This is a genomic window from Siminovitchia jepli (assembly GCF_047228825.1).
Classification (GTDB): Bacteria; Bacillota; Bacilli; order Bacillales; family Bacillaceae_C; genus Siminovitchia.
This window is the reverse complement of sequence record NZ_JBFEGN010000076.1, coordinates 1-17,931: the sequence shown is the minus strand read 5'-3', so window position 1 is coordinate 17,931 and position 17,931 is coordinate 1. Positions and strand designations below refer to the sequence as shown.

Sequence of the window (17,931 nt, the reverse complement as noted above, 5' to 3'; positions counted from 1 at the left end):
CTGGAAATTAGGGTATAGCCGGTTAGCTTAGTATTGCTTTTTTTAGCAGTTCGTTAGTTATATTTTCAGGGTAGATACGTATGAACATTGGATTGCAGCTTTTCCGATTATAAATCAACTGAGAACCGATTTAAAGAAGGACAGCTACTTGGAATTATTAGTTGAAATGAGAGAGGATGGATATAAACTTTTTGGGCTATTTCTTGGAAATAAAATAGTATCCGTGGCTGGTATATCATGGAGAGTTAACTTTTACAATAAGCGCCATGTTTTTGTTTATGATTTGGTAACGGATTCGTCTTACCGCTCGCTTGGCTATGGGAAGAAGCTTTTAGAATTTATCCATAATTGGGCCCAAGAAAAAGGAGCTGAATACGTTGCTTTAGAATCTGGTATACAAAGAATTGATGCACATAGGTTTTATGAGCAAAAGTTGCATTATGATAAATGGTGTTTTTCGTTTAGAAGGAAAGTATGTATGGACTCTCCGGAGTTATAGGGGGTATGGGAAAGTATTAAAAAGAAGACGGACCTTTATTTTAGGAGAGTAGAATGGAAAGAGACAGAGCAAGAAGTATATACATTGTAATAGGTATGCTTATTGGACTTGTAGCCATTTCTTTTGCAAGACATTCGTATGGCGTGATTCTTCCTTTTATGAAAAATGGACTCTCAATTTCTAACAAATCAGCAGGTGTTCTCGCCACTGTTACTTCATTGGGATATTTGATTACCATTATGATGGTGGGATACCTGTCTACTAAATTTGGTGGAAAAAATACAATCCTTCTTGGCTTACTTCTACTAAGTATAGGCTTTTTTAACTTGGGAATAACAACAACTTACTGGCATAGCTCTATTTTTATGTTTCTATTGGGAGTGGGGACCTCTTTTATTTTCACCCCGTTGATTGCCATATTGATTGAGTGGTTTCCACAAATGAAAGGCTTTGTGATTGGATGTGTAAATAGCAGTGCGGGGATTGGATTATTATTTGTCGGGATTCTTGTTCCATTTCTTACAGATTTATATCCTGAATCCTCTTGGCGACTTACTTGGAAAATATTTTGTTTAATTAGTGTCTTTGTTTTCTTTTTGACGATACTTTTTATAAAGAATCCGCCTGTAAAGGAGGCTTCTATACAAGCATCACAACCATCTTCCCCAGCTAAAAAAATATATACAAATCCTGCTGTGATCAAAGTAGGATTCATCTATGGGATTGTGGGAATGACTTTAATTATTCAGTCCATTTTTATAATAAGTTTTATGTTGGATGCAGGGTTAGGCCAGCAGCTTACAGGGCAACTAATTTCTTTCAGTGGGATAATATCCATCTTTAGCTCACCGATCTGGGGAGGAATTTCAGATCTAATAGGCAGGCGGAATGCTTTAATTTTAGCGATGGGACTTAACTTTTTGTCTACCATTATTCCAGTATACTTTTCAAATGCAATTGGATTTACTGCAAATTTAGTTATTCAAGGGGCGGTTGCTATAGGTATAATGACACTGGTTCAAGCGCTAAGTACCGAACAGGTATCAGCCCGAGATACACCCATTGCTTTTAGTTATGTTACTTTTTACTTTGCTACTGGACAATTTATAGGACCTACTCTAGCGGGGTGGATTATTGATTATAGCGGGTTTAAAAGCGCATTTATTTTCTCAGCTTTATGTTTGTGTATCGGTCTATACTTAACTATGAAAATCTCTAAAGAAAGCATGTTGGAAAATTCAATATCCGCAAAGAGATAAAATATGATTATTTTTATTGATTTTTTACATTAGTTTACACTTCAATTGCTGAATAAAAAACGGAGCCATGCATATCATATTTTTGCCTAAAAAGTTGAGCAAATACCCTTTTACTTTTTAATTTAAGAGCCGTCAGCTCTAATGACCATTGGTCAGCAAGAAAACGGCCTTTTTAAGAATGTCTTCCACCAAAACCAATTGTGCAAACTTTCGCAATATCGCCAGTAGGTCTGGCTGCGGACAGTATACAAGTGTTTTATATATTATTTTAATGTTAAACAGTTGACGTATCGTTCTTCTAAAGTGGATAAGAGCTTACCACCATTCCTCAGGTTCGTTTGTACCGCACTTTCGAATTTTAACCGTTCATCCTGAGTTTGCATAAAGGAAGAATCTACGTGGTCTACAATGATTAATTGCGGCCTTACTCCAGGACTTTTGCAAATTTGTTCAATTTCATCAAACATTAACTAAGTAAAATCGGTTATTCACTGTTTCCCTTACTTTTTATAATTTCCCACATTTGTCTCAGTTTACGCAAATCCTCTTCATTGGATTTGGGCAGCTCCTTGTGCCAGCGTTCCAGTTCGGGGTCTTTAATGACTGTTGGATATTCTTTTTCTTTTTCAGGTGTAGTGGGGTCGTCCGTTAAGCCGAGTAAATAATCTGTTTTTACTCCATATAACAAGGCCAATTTTTTTAATGTTTCCGTGTCCGGGTCGCGATAGTCCCGTTCGTAGTTTGACAAGACCGCATTGGTTATGCCGATCTTTTTGGCCACATAAACTTGTGACCAGTTTCTTTTTTCTCTTTCTTTTTTTAAGCGAGATCCCAAGCTCATCATACATCACCATTTTATCATTATACTAAATAGTTTACCCGAAATTAACGATATGTTAAATAAATTAAACAAAATGTTTATATTTGTGCTTGACATTAAACTTTACGTGAATATAATGAAGGTAGCCGTTTAAACATTTAGTTGAATAAGAGGCGGTGAAAGCACATTGTTACACAAAAAAATTAAAGAGGTAAGGATATCTAAAAATGTAAAACAAGTGGTGTTAGCAAATGCTCTTGGTATTACCGTACAAGCATACAGCATGAAAGAAGGAGGGAAGCGCCCTATAACAACTGATGAGCTGGAATTGATTGCTGCCGAACTGGATGTACCGGTGTCGACTTTTTTTGAAAATTGATTAAACGTAAAGTTTAATTAATTAGCAACATTAAATCGGAAAGGAGGGGAAACATGCCTATATTATTCCAATGAATAAGTTAATGGGAAGGCCAAGGAGTGCTTGCCTTTAACTTGAGTGGTTTCACTGGATCACAACTTTCATCAAATTTGTCCGGTCATCCAAACAACATAATGATTGACGTATAAAGGGAGTGTATAGGGAGATGGGGGAAATACTTTCTTCGGGATTGTCGGAAAGGATTGATCTTAACGCGGCGGTTATGAGGATAAAAAACTGCCGTGATGGAATGAAAAGGTTATGTGTTCTGTTGTTAAAGTTGCGCTCTTCCTTGTTGGAACTTGCCGACCAACATTGTGATATCGCTTTTACAGGTTACACGCATATACAGCCTGCGGAACCCATCACATTGGGTCATTATTTTTCGGCCATTCTTCATGCGCTGGAACGGGATTTCACACGCTTTCGCCAGGCTTTGCAGCATGCGAATCTTCCTCCCTTGGGATCGGGTGCGATGGCCGGGACGGCTTTTCCGATCAATCGGGAGAAGACAGCCAAGCTGCTGGGTTTTACGGATTCAATGAACAATTCATTGGATGGAATTGCTTCCCGTGATTATGTCCTTGAAGCTTTATCCGCAATGAACATTCTTATGAACCATATCAATCGTCTTAGTTACGATTTGTATGTTTGGTCTGCAGATGAATATGGAATGGTTGAGGCCGGATATTCAGTAGCTACCACCAGAAGAGGATCGGGAATCTTTTTTTCGGCTAATATCCCGACATTGTTCCAGATCTGAGAAAGGTGACTTATTCGAAGCGGACAAGATAAATATACAATAAAGGATCGGATTTACCAGATCTTGCTCAAAATCACAAAAAAAGCAGGTTCAGTTTTTACTAAACCCGCCTTAGGTATTTTTAAATATATCATTCAACTCCTCATATTCCGCCCGCACATCCAAACTCTTAATAGCATTGTCAAAGTGCTTATCCAGGATTTCCCTTAAGCCTTCTCTATCTTTTTGCCTCATTAATTCGATCATTTCCAAATGTTCTTTATATCCATACGGCTGCGGAGAGTTTTCTTCAAAGAAGATGTCAAAAAGAATTAAATAAATGGAAGTCTGGTTAATGAGTTTTTCGATAAATTCATTTAAAAATATGTTGCCGCATTTTTTGGTAATGGCCAGGTGGAAGCTTTCATTTGCTTTGATATAAGTCTTCAAGTCCTTGCTGTATAAAGCCTCTTTCTCTAAAGCTACCATCTTCTCCATTTCCGCAAAGTCATTTTCTTTCAAGGAATCCAGCGCCTTTTGTACTGCCATCATTTCCAATTCTTTTCGCAACTCGTAGGCCTGGAGTACTTCGTCCAATGATGGATTAATCACAAACGCACCTTTATTTGGAATGATTTCAACTAAGCCGTCTGCTGCTAATAAATCAATGGCGCTTCTGATCGGTGTACGGCTTATATTTAAACTCTCGGAAATGACATTTTCCACTATTTGTTTTCCAGGAGGCAGTTTCCTGGTAAGAATGGCGTCTTTTAAAGTGGTATAGACGGAGTGTTTTATTGATTTTTTTTCATTCATTGCCCTTCACCTCTTTTTGAATAAATTTATTGACAATTTATAATATTCGGGGTTACACTACATATAATTGTACTACAATTTCGTCCGACAATTAAGTGGAAATTAAGGGGATGGTCAGAAGAAGTCTCATGATTTGTAAGCGTTATCAATAAAATGGAGGAGGTTGACATAATGAAACGTATTTCTTTTTTAGCATTGGCCATTTTTTTGATGCTCCTTTCGGCAGCTTGCGGAAGCAAAGAGACAGGCGGAAGCAGTAAAAAAGAACAAGAGGCAGCGGCAACCGATTCTGGGGATGGGTTAAAAGAACCCGGGGTTCTTCGTGTCGGTTTTGAAGGAACATACCGTCCGTTTAATTTCATGGGTAATGATAAAGATTATGAGGGATTTGATGTCGACATATCTCATGAACTGGCAAAAAGGATGGGTGTTGAAACAGAGTTCGTTGCTGCCTCTTGGGACAGCCTTATTGGAGGACTCAAGTCAAACAAGTTTGATGTAGTCATTGCCCAAATGACCGTTACTGAAGAACGAAAAGAAAGTGTTGATTTTACAGACCCGTATGTGGTGACCGGTTCCGTCTTAATTACGCGTGAGGATACCGATGATATTACGAAATTGGAAGATATTAAAGGCAAAAAAGTCGGCGCAGGTGCAGGTACAACCTTTGCCGAAGTGGCTGAAAGCGTGGATGGAGCAAAGGTTGCGTTATATAAAACTGTAAACGAATATCTTCAGGATTTAATCAATGGAAGATTGGATGTCATTATTAATGATCATTTGCTGATGAGCTACAACATTAAGGAAGAAGGCCTCCCTGTCAAAATCACCAGCGATATTTTAAATGAAGATGAAATTGCGATGGCTGTCAAAAAAGGAAATACGGAGCTTGTTGAAAGATTGAATAAAGAATTGGCGGCCATGATAGAAGACGGCACCTACGAAAAGATCTATAGAAAGTGGTTCGATTCAGATCCGGTTATTAAGTGACTCATTACGAGGGAGGACTTCATGAATGAAAGTTGCTGTATTAGGTACTGGAATGATTGGAAATACGGTTGTGAGAGAGCTGGCTGCTTACAAGCAGATCGACAAAGTAATCGCAGTCGATGGACTGCAGGAAAATATTGATAAATGCCTGGAACTGGCCGGTCATGAAAAAGTGATAGGCAAACAGATGAACTTGGCAAATGAAAACGATATATACAAAGCAATAAAGGATGCGGACGCAGCTATAGCCTGTTTGCCGCATTTCCTGAGTATACCGGCCATCAAAGCTGCAATCGCCGCGCAATGTCATTTAGTCGATTTGGTAGGAACTGAGTTTGATGAGAAAAGGAAACTGGATCAGCAGGCAAAGGAAGCCGGGGTTACGATTGTTCCCGGGTGCGGCGTTGCTCCGGGAATTACAAACTTTTTAGCAGCGCAAGGCATTGAGCTTTTGGATGAAGCGGAGGAAGCCATCATGATTTGCGGCGGTATCCCAAAGGATCCGCAGCCCCCATTGCGGTATCAGGTTGTATTTCGTCTGGAGAGTGTGTTGGGATTATACACGCGCCCGGCGTTGGCAGCCGAAAACGGAGAATTGGTCTACCTGCCGCCATTGTCGGGAAAAGAAAAAATCATATTTCCAGAACCGGTCGGGGAATGCGAGGCTGTTGTGACCGATGCCCATAGCACGGCCTATACATTGAAAGACAAGGTAAACAAGATCTACGAAAAAACAGTCCGCTATGCCGGTCATTGGGACAAAATGGCTGTTCTTGCCGAGCTTGGGTTTTTAGACAACAAAGAAGTCGATGTGGAGGGTGTAAAAGTCAATACAAAAAAGTTAGCGGAAAAAATATTGGAACCGCAACTGCGCGGGAAATCTATTGAGGATATCACTGTTGTCAGGGTGACGGCAAGCGGTAAAAAGAACGGAAAGGATACGACTTATATTTGGGAAATGATTGATTACTATGACCATGACCGTGGAATGACCTCCATGGCAAAAACAACCGCTATCCCGGCAATGTTAATGGCTAACTGGATTTTGAACGGGAAGATACCGGAAACAGGCATCGTTCCAGTGGAAAACGTCATTGTCGGCAACCGGTTTCATGAATTCATGGGTGAGCTAAGAGAAAAGGGAATTGAGATCAACCAATATGAGCGGTTTTTATCATAATGAAAAAGATGGAAGAAGGAGGGAAGCCAAAATATGAATTTTTCTATCATCATTGATGCTCTTCCCTCCCTTTTAAGCGCTGCACTCATGACTATTGGGCTGGCTGTTGTTTCAATCATAATCGCTTTAGTGCTTGGTTTTTTTACTGCTTTGGCCCGAATATCGAAAATAAAGATTTTAAGAATCATTTCAACCATCTATGTATCCATGTTCCGCGGCACACCATTGTTGGTTCAAATATTTGTCATCTATTATGGATTGCCCCAAATCGGAATAGAGTTGGAGCCGATCCCTTCAGGAATTTTAGCCCTTAGTTTAAATGCCGGCTCCTATTTATCGGAATCATTCAGGGCCTCCATTTTAGCGGTGGACAAAGGGCAGATGGAAGCGGCTGTTTCAATGGGAATGACATATGGACAGGCAATGCGCCGTGTAATTCTTCCGCAGAGTATCCGGATTGCCATACCTACTCTATCCAACACGTATATTATTTTGATAAAAGATACTTCACTGGTATCGGTCATCACCGTTACCGAACTGCTGCAAATGTCCACCCTCATCATAGCCAAAACCTTTGAACCTTTGACTATTTATTTATTGGCTGCGGCGATTTATTGGTGCGTCATCACATTCTTTACCATCCTTTTGGACCGCATGGAAAAAAGAACATCAAGGCATCTGGCTTAGATGAAGGGAGATGAGATGGTTGGAGGTTATCAATCTTCAAAACATCAAGAAAAGTTTTAATGACAACGTAGTATTGAAGGATATCAGTTTGTCTGTGAAACAAAGTGAAGTGGTCGTCATCATGGGGCCCAGCGGTTCTGGAAAATCAACCCTTCTGCGATGTATTACGTTTTTAGAGGAGCCGGATAAAGGAATCATCAAATTGGGAGACAAAGAAGTGGAAGCGGGCCTTACGATGAATAAACAAAGAAAAAAAGTGATCAGGGAACTGCGGCAAAACACTGGATTTGTTTTTCAGCAATTTAACTTATTCCCCCATAGAACAGCTCTTGAGAATGTGATGGAAGGCCCGATTGTCATTAAAAAGCAGAATCGGGAAGCGGCGAGGGAAAAGGCCGTTTCCCTTCTTACAAAAGTAGGGTTGGCTGAAAGGATGGACCATTATCCTTCCCAACTGTCGGGGGGCCAGCAGCAAAGAGTGGCTATCGCCCGGGCACTTTCCATGGAACCGATGGTTATGCTCTATGATGAACCGACTTCCGCTTTGGACCCGGAGCTTGTCCGGGAAGTGCTTCAGGTCATGAAGGAATTGGCAAGAGAGGGGATGACCATGATTGTGGTGACACATGAAATGTCCTTTGCGAGAGATGTCGCGGATCGGGTTGTTTTCATGGATCAGGGTGTCATCATAGAAGAAGGGACGGCAGCGGAGATCTTTAACAATCCGAAGGAAGAGAGAACGAGGAAGTTTTTGCGGGATGTGAGTGAGGAAGAGGCTGTGATGTAGAATGAAATGGAGGAAACGGATCAGTTTTTCGCTTCAACGGGGAGACGGGGAGGCATGGTGTCCTTTACCATTCCAGCGAAGCCGGTCTTGAAATAAACGACGGAAAAGCTGCGTCTGTCCCCATGTCAAAGATAAATTCATTTCAGCCAATGCTGTGTCGTAACGGGAGGGGCGTGGTTTTCCAAGATGCTTGAGCCTCTCTGCTTTATCCGTTGAACGGCAGGGGACAAATCATCCATTTGGAAGTTCCGGATCACGACACTTCTGATTGGCTGTCATTCTCCCGCAAAATGATCGTAAAATGCAATGGAACTTGTTACTTCCAGATCATCAGTCTCTCCATTGAAATGGAGAGACTGCAGCGATACAAAACAGAAGCAGAATATTTGCATACGTTTATAAAATTTTTTGGAGAAGGGGATCTGTACACTTCCAAACAAATTAAATTAGACAATAAGTATTTTATTGGCCCAATCAGTTGTTTACTCATCGTTCGGAAATGGGGATTGCTCTTTTGACTTTAAACTAAAGAGATTCAGGAATTAATCGGCAAAGGTATTTTAGAAACGGGCAAAATTGAAACTTTAAGATATTTTGCAACTATTTTACTGAAGTGGCCATTTCTAGTGCATCCAACGGTACTTTGGTTGTTTCCAATTGATAAATCATCTCTTCATCCTGCCAGCGGATATCAACATTTACTTCTTCTCCTCCCGGTGGATAATCGGCGTATACAATTCCTGAGTCCTTAGGTGCCGGAAGCTTATGGGTTTCCAGATATTCGACCATTTTTTTGGCTATGCCTGGATTGTTCATTCCGTCTTCGTTTATGGATGCTATACTCATCAGCCAATTTCCTTCTTTCCAGCTGAAGTATCCATGTCCGGCTGCTCCTTCCCCATAGCCGGTGATACCGTATCCCAGGTCTTCCTTTCCTTCTTCAAAAGGCTCAACTTCCTTCCCATTCATAAATTCACCGATTGAATCGCTTGCTGCTTGTACCGAGTCATGTCGGATTCCTGAGAATCTGGCAAGTTCTTCCCCGGAAGCGGAATGATAGACTACCGAGTAGGCATTTGCTTCATTTTTCTTTATTTCTGGTTTAACCTCTTCTTCAACTGGAAAATTAGTTGGTTGCTTAATTAATGTCGCGTCCATTTTCAACTTATCTGTAATGTCGTTGGTTGTTCCAGATTCGGTTTGTTGTTCTTGTTGATGATCTGTCGCTTCTTTAGCCTCATCATTCTCCTCAATGGTTCCATCTGCCGCTTCCACTTCATCATGATTGTTATTTTTTTCTGAAGACGATAAATTGTTTTCAGGTTGATTGCCTATTGTATGATCATGGGAAGCACAACCCGAAATAAGAATAGCACTAAAAACAGCCAAAAACAGCAGGTGGATTTTTGGAGTATTCATGCTCCTCCTCCTAATTATTTGTCTCAGTATTTTTTAATTCCCGTTTGAAAAAAGATAAAACAGGATACCGGGAAGGACCGTAGTACAGGTATAATAGTGAGCTTGTCAACTCCCTAGAATGCTAAGATTTTTCATGAATGAAGAAAACGCCATTGATTGAATTCTTTTTTTACTTGAAAAAATGTGGATAATTAACAAGATTTAAAGAGCCAACGTATAAAATAAGCACGTTAAAGTGTAACGGCCATTTGGTATGATATACCCGAGTATGGTAACCGTGTAGTGCGTATTCACCATAGATATTTAGGATATATTTATGTCAGAAAAGGATTTGCAAAAGAAACGACGTTTCGCTATTTTTCTTATTTTTATTTTATGTTCCTTCACTTATCGAGCCAGCTTTATAGGATAAAGTGCATCGGAAGATGATCAAACTGAAATAATATTAGCTAATGAGAGTGCTATATTTATGTCCCATAATGGCGATCGTCCTGTGCGTTATAAAGAGATCATTCTTTTTGCCGAAGTGGGTAATAATGGGGCGTTCTCCAGTGTAGGATTTGTAAACGAGCTTGCTATTTAATTTCCTTTAAATCAAATTGATCGCTGAAGGAAATTGAAACGGTTATGATGCAAATCGGAATGACAGCAACTCCCACGGGAAACCAGCTTATTTAAATCTATGAGATTCCTATCATTTCGGTTGGGAAAATAATCCGTTTGTGCCACCGAAAAGTGTAAGCTTATAAGTGAAAGGTCGATTACAGAACATAATAAAGTAATCTATCGTTTGATGTTTTGTCAAATCAGACATTGGAGCGCAGTATTGTGGGGATCCCAAAATTCACTAATAAAATCCTTAATATTGATGTAAGAAGGAACCTTGTTTGAAATAGACAAAGCAAGGCTCCCATATGTTTTGCCCAGTGCCCTATAGGACGGGGATATCCGTTTTATCGTAATTGATCAATGCTTAGCTCTAAATTAAGTTTTTCTGCTTTTCTTAAAAGGGTTGTCCTGTGAATTCCCAGTTTTTTTGCGACAAGGTATATATCTTTATATTCATTCCATAAATTTAAGATATACTTTCTTTCTATATCATTTACAATCTCTTTTAAAGTTCTGGTTTCTGAAGGTTCAGAAGTCAAAGGGTTGTCAGAACCTTTCATATGGAATTGTGGAGGGAGATCCGCGCTGTCTACAATGTCTCCATCAGCCAAAACAACTATTTGCTCCACTACATGTTCTAATTCCCTTACATTTCCCGGCCAATTGTATGTTTCAAAAGCAAAATAAACAGAGTTAAGGAGTTGAACATCCTTCTGATGCTTCTTATTAAATTTCTCTAAGAAAAAATTGGTTAGTACATATATATCCTCTTTTCTTTCTCTTAAAGGTGGCAACTTGAGAGGTACGACGGATAACCGATAATATAAATCTTCCCGTAATAGTTTTTGCTGTATTAACTCTAAAGGGTCTTTATTTGTTGCTGCGATAATCCGTACATCGACTGGTGTATCGGTTATGTCTCCAACTTTACGGACACGTTTATTTTGTAGTACTGATAATAATTTTACCTGAAGATTGATAGGTAATTCTCCTATTTCGTCAAGAAATAGAGTGCCTTCATTAGCAGCTTCGATCAATCCTACTTTTCCATTTCGGTCCGCGCCTGTAAAAGCTCCTTTTTTAAAGCCAAACAGTTCAGACTCGAAAAGCTGCTCCGGTATCGCGCCACAATTCACCTCTATAAAAGGCTTGTTTTTTCTTTGGCTCGAACTGTGGATCTTTTCGGCAATGAGGTTTTTTCCAGTTCCGGTTTCCCCTAAAATAAGTATTGATGTGTCTACGGAAGAGAGGCGTTTAATACGGTCAAGTATAGCTCGCATTGATTTACTTTGGGCAATTAAACCCGGCACATCATTAACCATTGAACGTAATCTTCTGATTTCTTCTTCTTGTTTTTTGATTGAAATGGACTGTTTTTTTAAATCTTCTTGAAGACTGTTAAGCTTGGTCATATCATAAACAGTATTTATAATCAAGATGATGTTTCCTTTGTTATCGAGTACGGGGTTTCCTCTTACAAGCCAAATTCTCCCCCCTTTAATCTTTTGAAGTATAGATACTTTTTGCTTGAATTTCATAACCTTTAATGTAATTGATTCATCAAAATAATCAGATAAAATTAGTTCTGATACATGCTTTCCCTCTACTTCGCTTTTATTTATATTTGTCATCTTGGAGTAAGCATCATTTATTTTTAATGTAAACCCTTTACTATCGGTTATATATATACCTTCCTGTACGGAATTAATGACATAATGAAGCTCATCATTTAACAGCACTTCTTTATGATCACGTTGTTTTTTTTCAAAGGTATCAAATACAACTTCAATAGAGTTTAATTGTATAATTCGGGAGTAATGAACGTACTGTTTTTTGTTAATAGTTATTTCCTGAAATCTACTATTGTTACTGGAGTGTTTTGTTTTTTTTAGGTTTTGATGTAAATTTGAAAGGTTGACAGATCTATTTAAAGCTTTCCCCCTTTCATTTAGACATATGGGGTTTCCCCTCCCATCAAATAGAACAACAGCACTATCTATGCAACTAATAAACCTTTCCAATTGTGACTTGTCAAGTAAAACCGAAAGATCACGTGAATTTACTGACATAAAACTCACCTCCTCCCAAATTATATCCAACATTTGCAACTTGTACAATATTTATATAATTTCGTTGTGCAAAAATGCTCATAAAATTTGTGCATTATTGTTTAATGATCATTTAACTTGGCATATAAATTGCAGGAATTTAAGGAGAATGCTTAAAAAAAGGAGCTGGATTAAATGTTAGAGGGAAAAATTACGATCATAACGGGATGTGGAAGTGGTATAGGGTTAGCTACTTCAAAAGAGCTTGCCAGCCATGGAGCTGTGGTTATTGGAGTTGACGTTCAGGAAGAGAAGAAGAGAGTCTGGGAAGAGGAAATGGCAAAAGTTAATGGCAAAGGCGTATTTAAAAAAGCGGACGTTCGACATGAACAAGAAATTGAAAATTTATTTACTGAAAGCGTAAAGCAATTTGGAACAATCGATATTGTATTCAATAATGCAGGGATTGGGGATTATACCAAAGCACATGAATTATCAGCAAAAAAATGGCAATTAATGATTGATATTAATTTAACGGGTGTATTTTTTTGCTGTAAACATGCCCTCATGCATATGAAGGAAAAAGGAGGGAGTATCATTAACAACGCTTCCATGCTGGGACATATTGGTGCGCCTAAAGTTACTTCTTACACTGCTGCAAAGGCCGGTGTTGTAAACCTTACCCGGACTTTGGCCATTGATTATGCCCCATATGGGATAAGGGTAAATGCTGTATGTCCAGGCTATATTAATACTCCGCTCATTCAGGGTTTATCTGAAGAATTTAAAAATGAGTTAATTAATAAACATCCGATTGGAAGGCTTGGCGAACCAGAGGAAGTCGCATCTGTTGTTCGTTTCCTTGCAAGCGATGACGCTAGTTTTATTACAGGAACCTCGGTGTTAGTTGATGGTGGCTATACAGCCCAATAAAAAGTGGCATAAAAGTTGCATCAAGAATGTTGAATAATAAAGGAGGAGGAATATATATGAATTTTTCCGGTTTAAACACTTTTAACTGTGCAACTGAAATATTTTTCGGCTGTAAATCCATACAGAAGATTCCCGATATTATTAGCCGAGAACATTTTAAGAGAGTAATGATTGTATGCGATGAAGGAATTGAAAATGCACAAATTCTTGATCGTATTCTTGAACAAGTTCAAAAGTCTGGTGTAGAATGTATCGTTTTTTCAAATATTGAAGCCAATCCGTCAGTAACCACAGTAGATGCGGGAATGCAAGTTTGTACAGAGTTCAATCCTGATGTATTAATTGGATTAGGGGGAGGCAGCCCTATTGATGTTGCCAAAGCAATAGGCGTAATTGCAACAAATGGGGGCAGTATTACTGATTATGAGGGCATTGATAAATTTGAAAATCAGTCTCTGCCACTGCTTGCCATCCCTACTACTGCAGGGACTGCAAGTGAAGTAACAATTTTTACAGTCATCACGGATACACAGACCGAGTATAAGTTGACCGTCGGCGGAAGAAAGCTGGCTGCCAGATGGGCTATTGTGGATCCTGAATTAACATTGACTCTTCCGCCTAAATTAACCGCAGCTACAGGTCTTGACGCCTTGGTCCATGCGATCGAATCGTATACCTCAAAAATGTCATATGCGCTGACAGAGGCACTTGCTCTTGAATCCATTCGATCTATTTCAAGCAGTCTTAGGCAAGCAGTATATGCAGGGGATAACATTCAAGCAAGGGTTGCCATGATGTATGGCAGTCTTGTTGCAGGTTTAGCATTCAATAACACCAGGTTAGGGAATGTGCACGCAATGAGCCACCCTTTAAGCGCAAAATACCATGTTCCTCATGGAATAGCAAACTCCATCCTTTTACCGTACGTAATGGAGTTCAATTTGCCTGCCTGTCCGGAAAAATTTGCTGATATAGCAAAAGCAATGGGGGAAAATATTAGTACTTCACAAACATTAATGGAAAATGCTTATAAAGCTGTTAATGCAGTAAAGCAGTTATCAAAGGATCTTAAAATACCAGCAAATTTCTCTGATTACAACATAGATAGAAGAAATATAGCGTTAATGGCAAAGGACGCCATGAAGAGTGGGAATATTTTAGTAAATCCAAGAAAAACCAATATTGAAGATATTAAATTACTATTTGAAAAGACCGTTGGACAGTCAGAACCTTCTTTTAAAAACCTTGAATCTGTCCAGTAAATGTAAATAATAATACTCGGAGGTAGAAAAATGCTTAAAGAAATTCAATCAAAACTTTTTGAAACTCGAATCTTAATAGATGGTGAGTGGAGAGATTCCGATAGTGGGGAAACATTTTCTATAAAAAATCCTTCAACGGGAGAAACAATAGCATGCGTTCCAAAAGGAGGCCAAGCTGAAACACGTGAAGCAATAAAAGCTGCACAACGTGCTTTTCATGGTTGGTCAAAACTAACCGCAAATGAACGTGCTGAATTCCTTATGGAACTAAAACGGTTAATGAACGAAAACAAACATGATTTGGCACTCCTGATGAGTTCAGAAATGGGAAAGCCAATTTTGGAAGCAGAGAATGAGGTAGTGTATGCTGCTGAATTTTTATCTTGGTATGGTGAGGAAGGAAAAAGAATCTATGGTGAAACTATTCCAGCTTCTTCTAAAGAAAAAAGGTTATTTGTAAGTAAGCAGCCAGTTGGTGTCACAGCGGCAATTACACCATGGAATTTTCCTATTGCTATGGTTACGCGAAAAATCGGCCCTGCTTTGGCAGCCGGCTGTACATCTGTTATTAAACCTTCAAGTGAATCACCTTTAACAGCTTTGGCTTTTGGGAAATTAGTGGAACTCTCTGGAATTCCTAAAGGGGTTATCAATATTGTTACCGGATCGTCTGCTGAAATATCGGAAGAAATCTTCAGTCATCCAGCTGTTAGAAAAATTTCATTTACTGGCTCAACTAAAGTAGGAAAGTTATTAGTAACAAAATCTGCCTCTCAATTAAAAAAACTGTCATTGGAGCTCGGAGGGCATGCCCCGTTTATTGTTTTTGATGATGCAGATCTAGATAAAGCTGCCGAGGGTGCTGTTGCCAGTAAATTTAGGAATGCAGGCCAAACTTGCATTTGCGCCAATCGCATTTATGTGCATGAAAACGTCAAAGATCAATTTATAGATATCTTTGCTCAAAAAGTAAGAAAACTGAGCGTAGGAAAAAGCGTGGATAAAACAACACAAGTAGGTCCTTTAATCAATTCTGCAGGAATAGATAAGGTGAAAGAACATGTTGAAGATGCATTGGCTAAAGGGGCATCGGTTGCATGTGGCGGTAAACAGTTAAATTCATTGGGAGAATTATTTTATGAGCCGACGGTACTTAAAGATGTCACAAACGACATGCTCATCATGTCAGAAGAAACCTTTGGACCCGTGGCTCCGATTATAAGTTTCTCCGGAGAAGAAGAAGTCATACAATCAGCCAATGATACTGACTATGGCTTGGCCGCTTATCTATATACATCCAATGTCAATCGTGCTGTACGCTTATCAGAAGAATTACAATTTGGCGTTATTGGTCTGAACGATGCAGTACCAGCTGTTCCCCAAGCTCCTTTTGGCGGTTTAAAGCAAAGCGGCTTCGGGAGGGAAGGAGGTCGATCTGGTCTAAACGAATATCTTGAAGAAAAGTTCATCTCTCTTGGCCTTCAATAATTTCAAAAACAACTGTGCACATTTGCACAGTTGTTTACCTTATATATCACCTTCGTATAATTGTTGGCTTGCCTAATGAGTGTAATGCAAAAATACGTTAATAATATTCTGGAGGAGGAATCCTTTTGAAAGCCTTGCTTTTGAAGAATAAAGGAGACATTAAAAACCTCTATATTGATACTGTACCCATCCCTGTACCAAAAAAGGGTGAGATTTGTGTAAGAGTAAAAGCTGTCAGCCTAAATCCGGTTGATTATCAATTGATAGAGAGCGGATATCCAACATGGAACTATCCATTTATTTTAGGACTGGATGTAGCAGGTAAAGTCGAGAGTGTTGGTTCTGGTGTTACAGATATTAGTATAGGTGATCGTATTGTATATCACGGCAATTTGGCTAAACCTGGCGGCTATGCTCAATTTTCAGTAGTGCCAGCGCATGTGGTAGCGAAAATTCCAGATAACGTTTCATATGAAGCGGCCGCAGCTGTCCCATGTGCCGGAATGACTGCATACCAGGCCATCAACAGAAAATTCCATCCCCATATGGTCGAGTCCATTCTCATACATGGAGGAAACGGAGGGGTTGGCGGATTTGCTATACAGTTAGCAAAAAAACATGGTTGGAGAATCATTAGTACTTGTTCCGAGAAAAATATGAGTTATGTAAAAGGTTTGGGGGCAGATTATACAGTTGATTACAAGAATCAAAATGTAACAGATGAAATTTTGTCACTCACTTCAGGTCGTGGCGTAGATGCAATTATTAACACTGTCAGCAAATCAAGCGCAGAAGAAGATTTCAAACGAATAGCATTCAACGGGCATTTGGTTTGTATAGCAGGTATCGCAGATAATCAATTAATTCCACCTTTTACAAAAGGTATTTCTATTCATGAAATAGCGTTGGGAGGTGCTTATTTATCAAACAATCATAAATCACAACTAGATTTGTCAATAATGTTGACAGAACTAATGAGTCTGCTATCCAGGAAACAACTGGATCCGATGATCTTAAAAGTCATATCACTCGAAGACATTCCAAAAAATCTTCAACTTTTAAAAGAGAGACATGTAAGAGGAAAAATCGTAGCAAAATTATAACAACTGTGCGTTTTTGCACGTGAGTGTGCAAAATATAACAAAAAACTCAACCATATTTGCAAAAAGAGATTAAAGTTTTTTGGGAAATTTGTTGATAATCGCTATTTTCCTTGAAAAAACGATAAAACGAAAATTGGCATAGGATTTGCATTAATTAAAGTTGTAATTAAATCACAAGGAGGTTTTTTAAATTGAATCAAGAAAAGCTGGGACGTACTATAAGTGAAGAGATGAATAAGTTTACTGAGAAGTATATGTTGCCAGATCGAGCAATCCATTCAGAGGATATGCCATGGATGCCTTTTGATGATGCAGGTTCATGGTTTAAGCCCGTACGATTTGATTTTACGACTGGTATGTGGATTAACCTATTTAAAGTAGACAAGGGAGCGGCTCTTTCTCGGCACCGACATACTGGTGGATTTGTAATCGGTTACACTGTTCAAGGAAAATGGAAATACCTTGAAAAGGATTGGAGTGCAAAACCAGGAACTTTGATCTTTGAGCCACCTGGAGACGTCCATACTCTTTATGTAGATCCGGCTGAGGATATGATTACCTTATTTATGCTTGATGGCTGCTTGCAATTTGTTGATGAAAACAATGAAATTTACAGGGAAGATGATGTTTTTACCTTGTATAGACGCTACCTCTATTACTGCGAAGAATATGGAATAGAACCGGATAAAAATTTATGTTTTTAAAAGATATCGTTCTCTACGAAAAAGGTAGGATTTGTTTTATTCCTACCTTTTTCACAAGTATGTGGACTGAAAAAACTATTTAGAGGAGATTAAGTTTGAAAATCATTAGTTGTAGGAGTTCGCCTTGGAGTTCCTAAAAAAGACAACACTAAATAAAGGTACCGAAA

18 protein-coding genes are annotated in these 17,931 nt (G+C 39.0%); 14 read left to right on the top strand and 4 right to left on the bottom strand.

Going from position 1 to position 17,931, the window contains the following annotated elements; all coding sequences use genetic code 11:
- Positions 1–148: 148 nt before the first annotated feature.
- Both AB1L08_RS18055 and AB1L08_RS18050 read left to right on the top strand, forming a co-directional pair.
- Positions 149–499 carry a GNAT family N-acetyltransferase gene (locus AB1L08_RS18055; protein WP_413066040.1) on the top strand — a complete coding sequence of 117 codons (351 nt, stop codon included), beginning with the start codon at positions 149–151 and terminating at the stop codon, positions 497–499.
- Positions 500–552: 53 nt separating this feature from the next.
- On the top strand, positions 553–1,758 hold the full coding sequence (locus AB1L08_RS18050; protein ID WP_413066039.1) for an MFS transporter: 1,206 nt from the start codon (positions 553–555) through the stop codon (positions 1,756–1,758).
- A 484-nt stretch (positions 1,759–2,242) separates the two neighbouring features.
- On the opposite strand, the gene AB1L08_RS18045 is transcribed toward AB1L08_RS18050, so the two are convergent.
- Entirely contained in the window at positions 2,243–2,599 is a 357-nt protein-coding gene (locus AB1L08_RS18045; protein WP_413066038.1) for a helix-turn-helix domain-containing protein, read from the bottom strand.
- Between the two features lie 166 nt (positions 2,600–2,765).
- On the opposite strand from AB1L08_RS18045, the gene AB1L08_RS18040 reads away from it, so the two are divergent.
- Both AB1L08_RS18040 and AB1L08_RS18035 read left to right on the top strand, forming a co-directional pair.
- Positions 2,766–2,957, top strand: coding sequence for a helix-turn-helix domain-containing protein (locus tag AB1L08_RS18040; protein ID WP_413066037.1), 192 nt, complete (start codon positions 2,766–2,768; stop codon positions 2,955–2,957).
- Positions 2,958–3,162: 205 nt separating this feature from the next.
- A complete protein-coding gene (locus AB1L08_RS18035) occupies positions 3,163–3,759 on the top strand; it encodes a lyase family protein (RefSeq protein WP_413066036.1) in 597 nt (198 codons plus the stop codon).
- Positions 3,760–3,870: 111 nt separating this feature from the next.
- On the opposite strand, the gene AB1L08_RS18030 is transcribed toward AB1L08_RS18035, so the two are convergent.
- A complete protein-coding gene (locus tag AB1L08_RS18030) occupies positions 3,871–4,554 on the bottom strand; it encodes a GntR family transcriptional regulator (RefSeq protein ID WP_413066035.1) in 684 nt (227 codons plus the stop codon).
- Between the two features lie 171 nt (positions 4,555–4,725).
- Here AB1L08_RS18030 and AB1L08_RS18025 point away from each other — a divergent pair, with 171 nt between their 5' ends.
- From AB1L08_RS18025 to AB1L08_RS18005, 5 genes are all read left to right on the top strand, one after another.
- Positions 4,726–5,544, top strand: a complete 819-nt coding sequence (locus tag AB1L08_RS18025; protein ID WP_413066034.1) for an ABC transporter substrate-binding protein — start codon at positions 4,726–4,728, stop codon at positions 5,542–5,544.
- 25 nt (positions 5,545–5,569) lie between these two features.
- A complete protein-coding gene (locus tag AB1L08_RS18020; RefSeq protein ID WP_413066033.1) occupies positions 5,570–6,724 on the top strand; it encodes a saccharopine dehydrogenase family protein in 1,155 nt (384 codons plus the stop codon).
- Between the two features lie 33 nt (positions 6,725–6,757).
- Positions 6,758–7,411, top strand: coding sequence for an amino acid ABC transporter permease (locus AB1L08_RS18015; RefSeq protein WP_413066032.1), 654 nt, complete (start codon positions 6,758–6,760; stop codon positions 7,409–7,411).
- Between the two features lie 10 nt (positions 7,412–7,421).
- On the top strand, positions 7,422–8,198 hold the full coding sequence (locus AB1L08_RS18010; protein WP_413066031.1) for an amino acid ABC transporter ATP-binding protein: 777 nt from the start codon (positions 7,422–7,424) through the stop codon (positions 8,196–8,198).
- 239 nt (positions 8,199–8,437) lie between these two features.
- On the top strand, positions 8,438–8,716 hold the full coding sequence (locus tag AB1L08_RS18005) for a hypothetical protein (protein ID WP_413066030.1): 279 nt from the start codon (positions 8,438–8,440) through the stop codon (positions 8,714–8,716).
- Between the two features lie 82 nt (positions 8,717–8,798).
- On the opposite strand, the gene AB1L08_RS18000 is transcribed toward AB1L08_RS18005, so the two are convergent.
- Together AB1L08_RS18000 and AB1L08_RS17995 are read right to left on the bottom strand one after the other, a co-directional pair.
- Positions 8,799–9,617 carry a hypothetical protein gene (locus tag AB1L08_RS18000; RefSeq protein WP_413066029.1) on the bottom strand — a complete coding sequence of 273 codons (819 nt, stop codon included), beginning with the start codon at positions 9,615–9,617 and terminating at the stop codon, positions 8,799–8,801.
- 953 nt (positions 9,618–10,570) lie between these two features.
- Positions 10,571–12,295, bottom strand: coding sequence for a sigma-54 interaction domain-containing protein (locus tag AB1L08_RS17995; protein WP_413066028.1), 1,725 nt, complete (start codon positions 12,293–12,295; stop codon positions 10,571–10,573).
- 174 nt (positions 12,296–12,469) lie between these two features.
- Between AB1L08_RS17995 and AB1L08_RS17990 the strand changes: the two genes are divergently transcribed.
- The 5 genes from AB1L08_RS17990 (at position 12,470) to AB1L08_RS17970 (ending at position 17,764) form a co-directional block, all read left to right on the top strand.
- Positions 12,470–13,207 (top strand): SDR family NAD(P)-dependent oxidoreductase, encoded by a 738-nt coding sequence (locus AB1L08_RS17990; RefSeq protein ID WP_413066027.1) that lies wholly within the window; start codon positions 12,470–12,472, stop codon positions 13,205–13,207.
- A gap of 56 nt (positions 13,208–13,263) precedes the next feature.
- Positions 13,264–14,469: an iron-containing alcohol dehydrogenase gene (locus AB1L08_RS17985; RefSeq protein WP_413066026.1), complete on the top strand. Its 1,206-nt coding sequence runs from the start codon at positions 13,264–13,266 to the stop codon at positions 14,467–14,469.
- 30 nt (positions 14,470–14,499) lie between these two features.
- Positions 14,500–15,957 carry an NAD-dependent succinate-semialdehyde dehydrogenase gene (locus AB1L08_RS17980; RefSeq protein ID WP_413066025.1) on the top strand — a complete coding sequence of 486 codons (1,458 nt, stop codon included), beginning with the start codon at positions 14,500–14,502 and terminating at the stop codon, positions 15,955–15,957.
- Positions 15,958–16,082: 125 nt separating this feature from the next.
- Positions 16,083–17,060, top strand: coding sequence for a zinc-binding dehydrogenase (locus AB1L08_RS17975; RefSeq protein ID WP_413066024.1), 978 nt, complete (start codon positions 16,083–16,085; stop codon positions 17,058–17,060).
- A 191-nt stretch (positions 17,061–17,251) separates the two neighbouring features.
- Positions 17,252–17,764 carry a 2,4'-dihydroxyacetophenone dioxygenase family protein gene (locus AB1L08_RS17970; protein WP_413066023.1) on the top strand — a complete coding sequence of 171 codons (513 nt, stop codon included), beginning with the start codon at positions 17,252–17,254 and terminating at the stop codon, positions 17,762–17,764.
- The last annotated feature ends 167 nt before the right edge of the window (positions 17,765–17,931 follow it).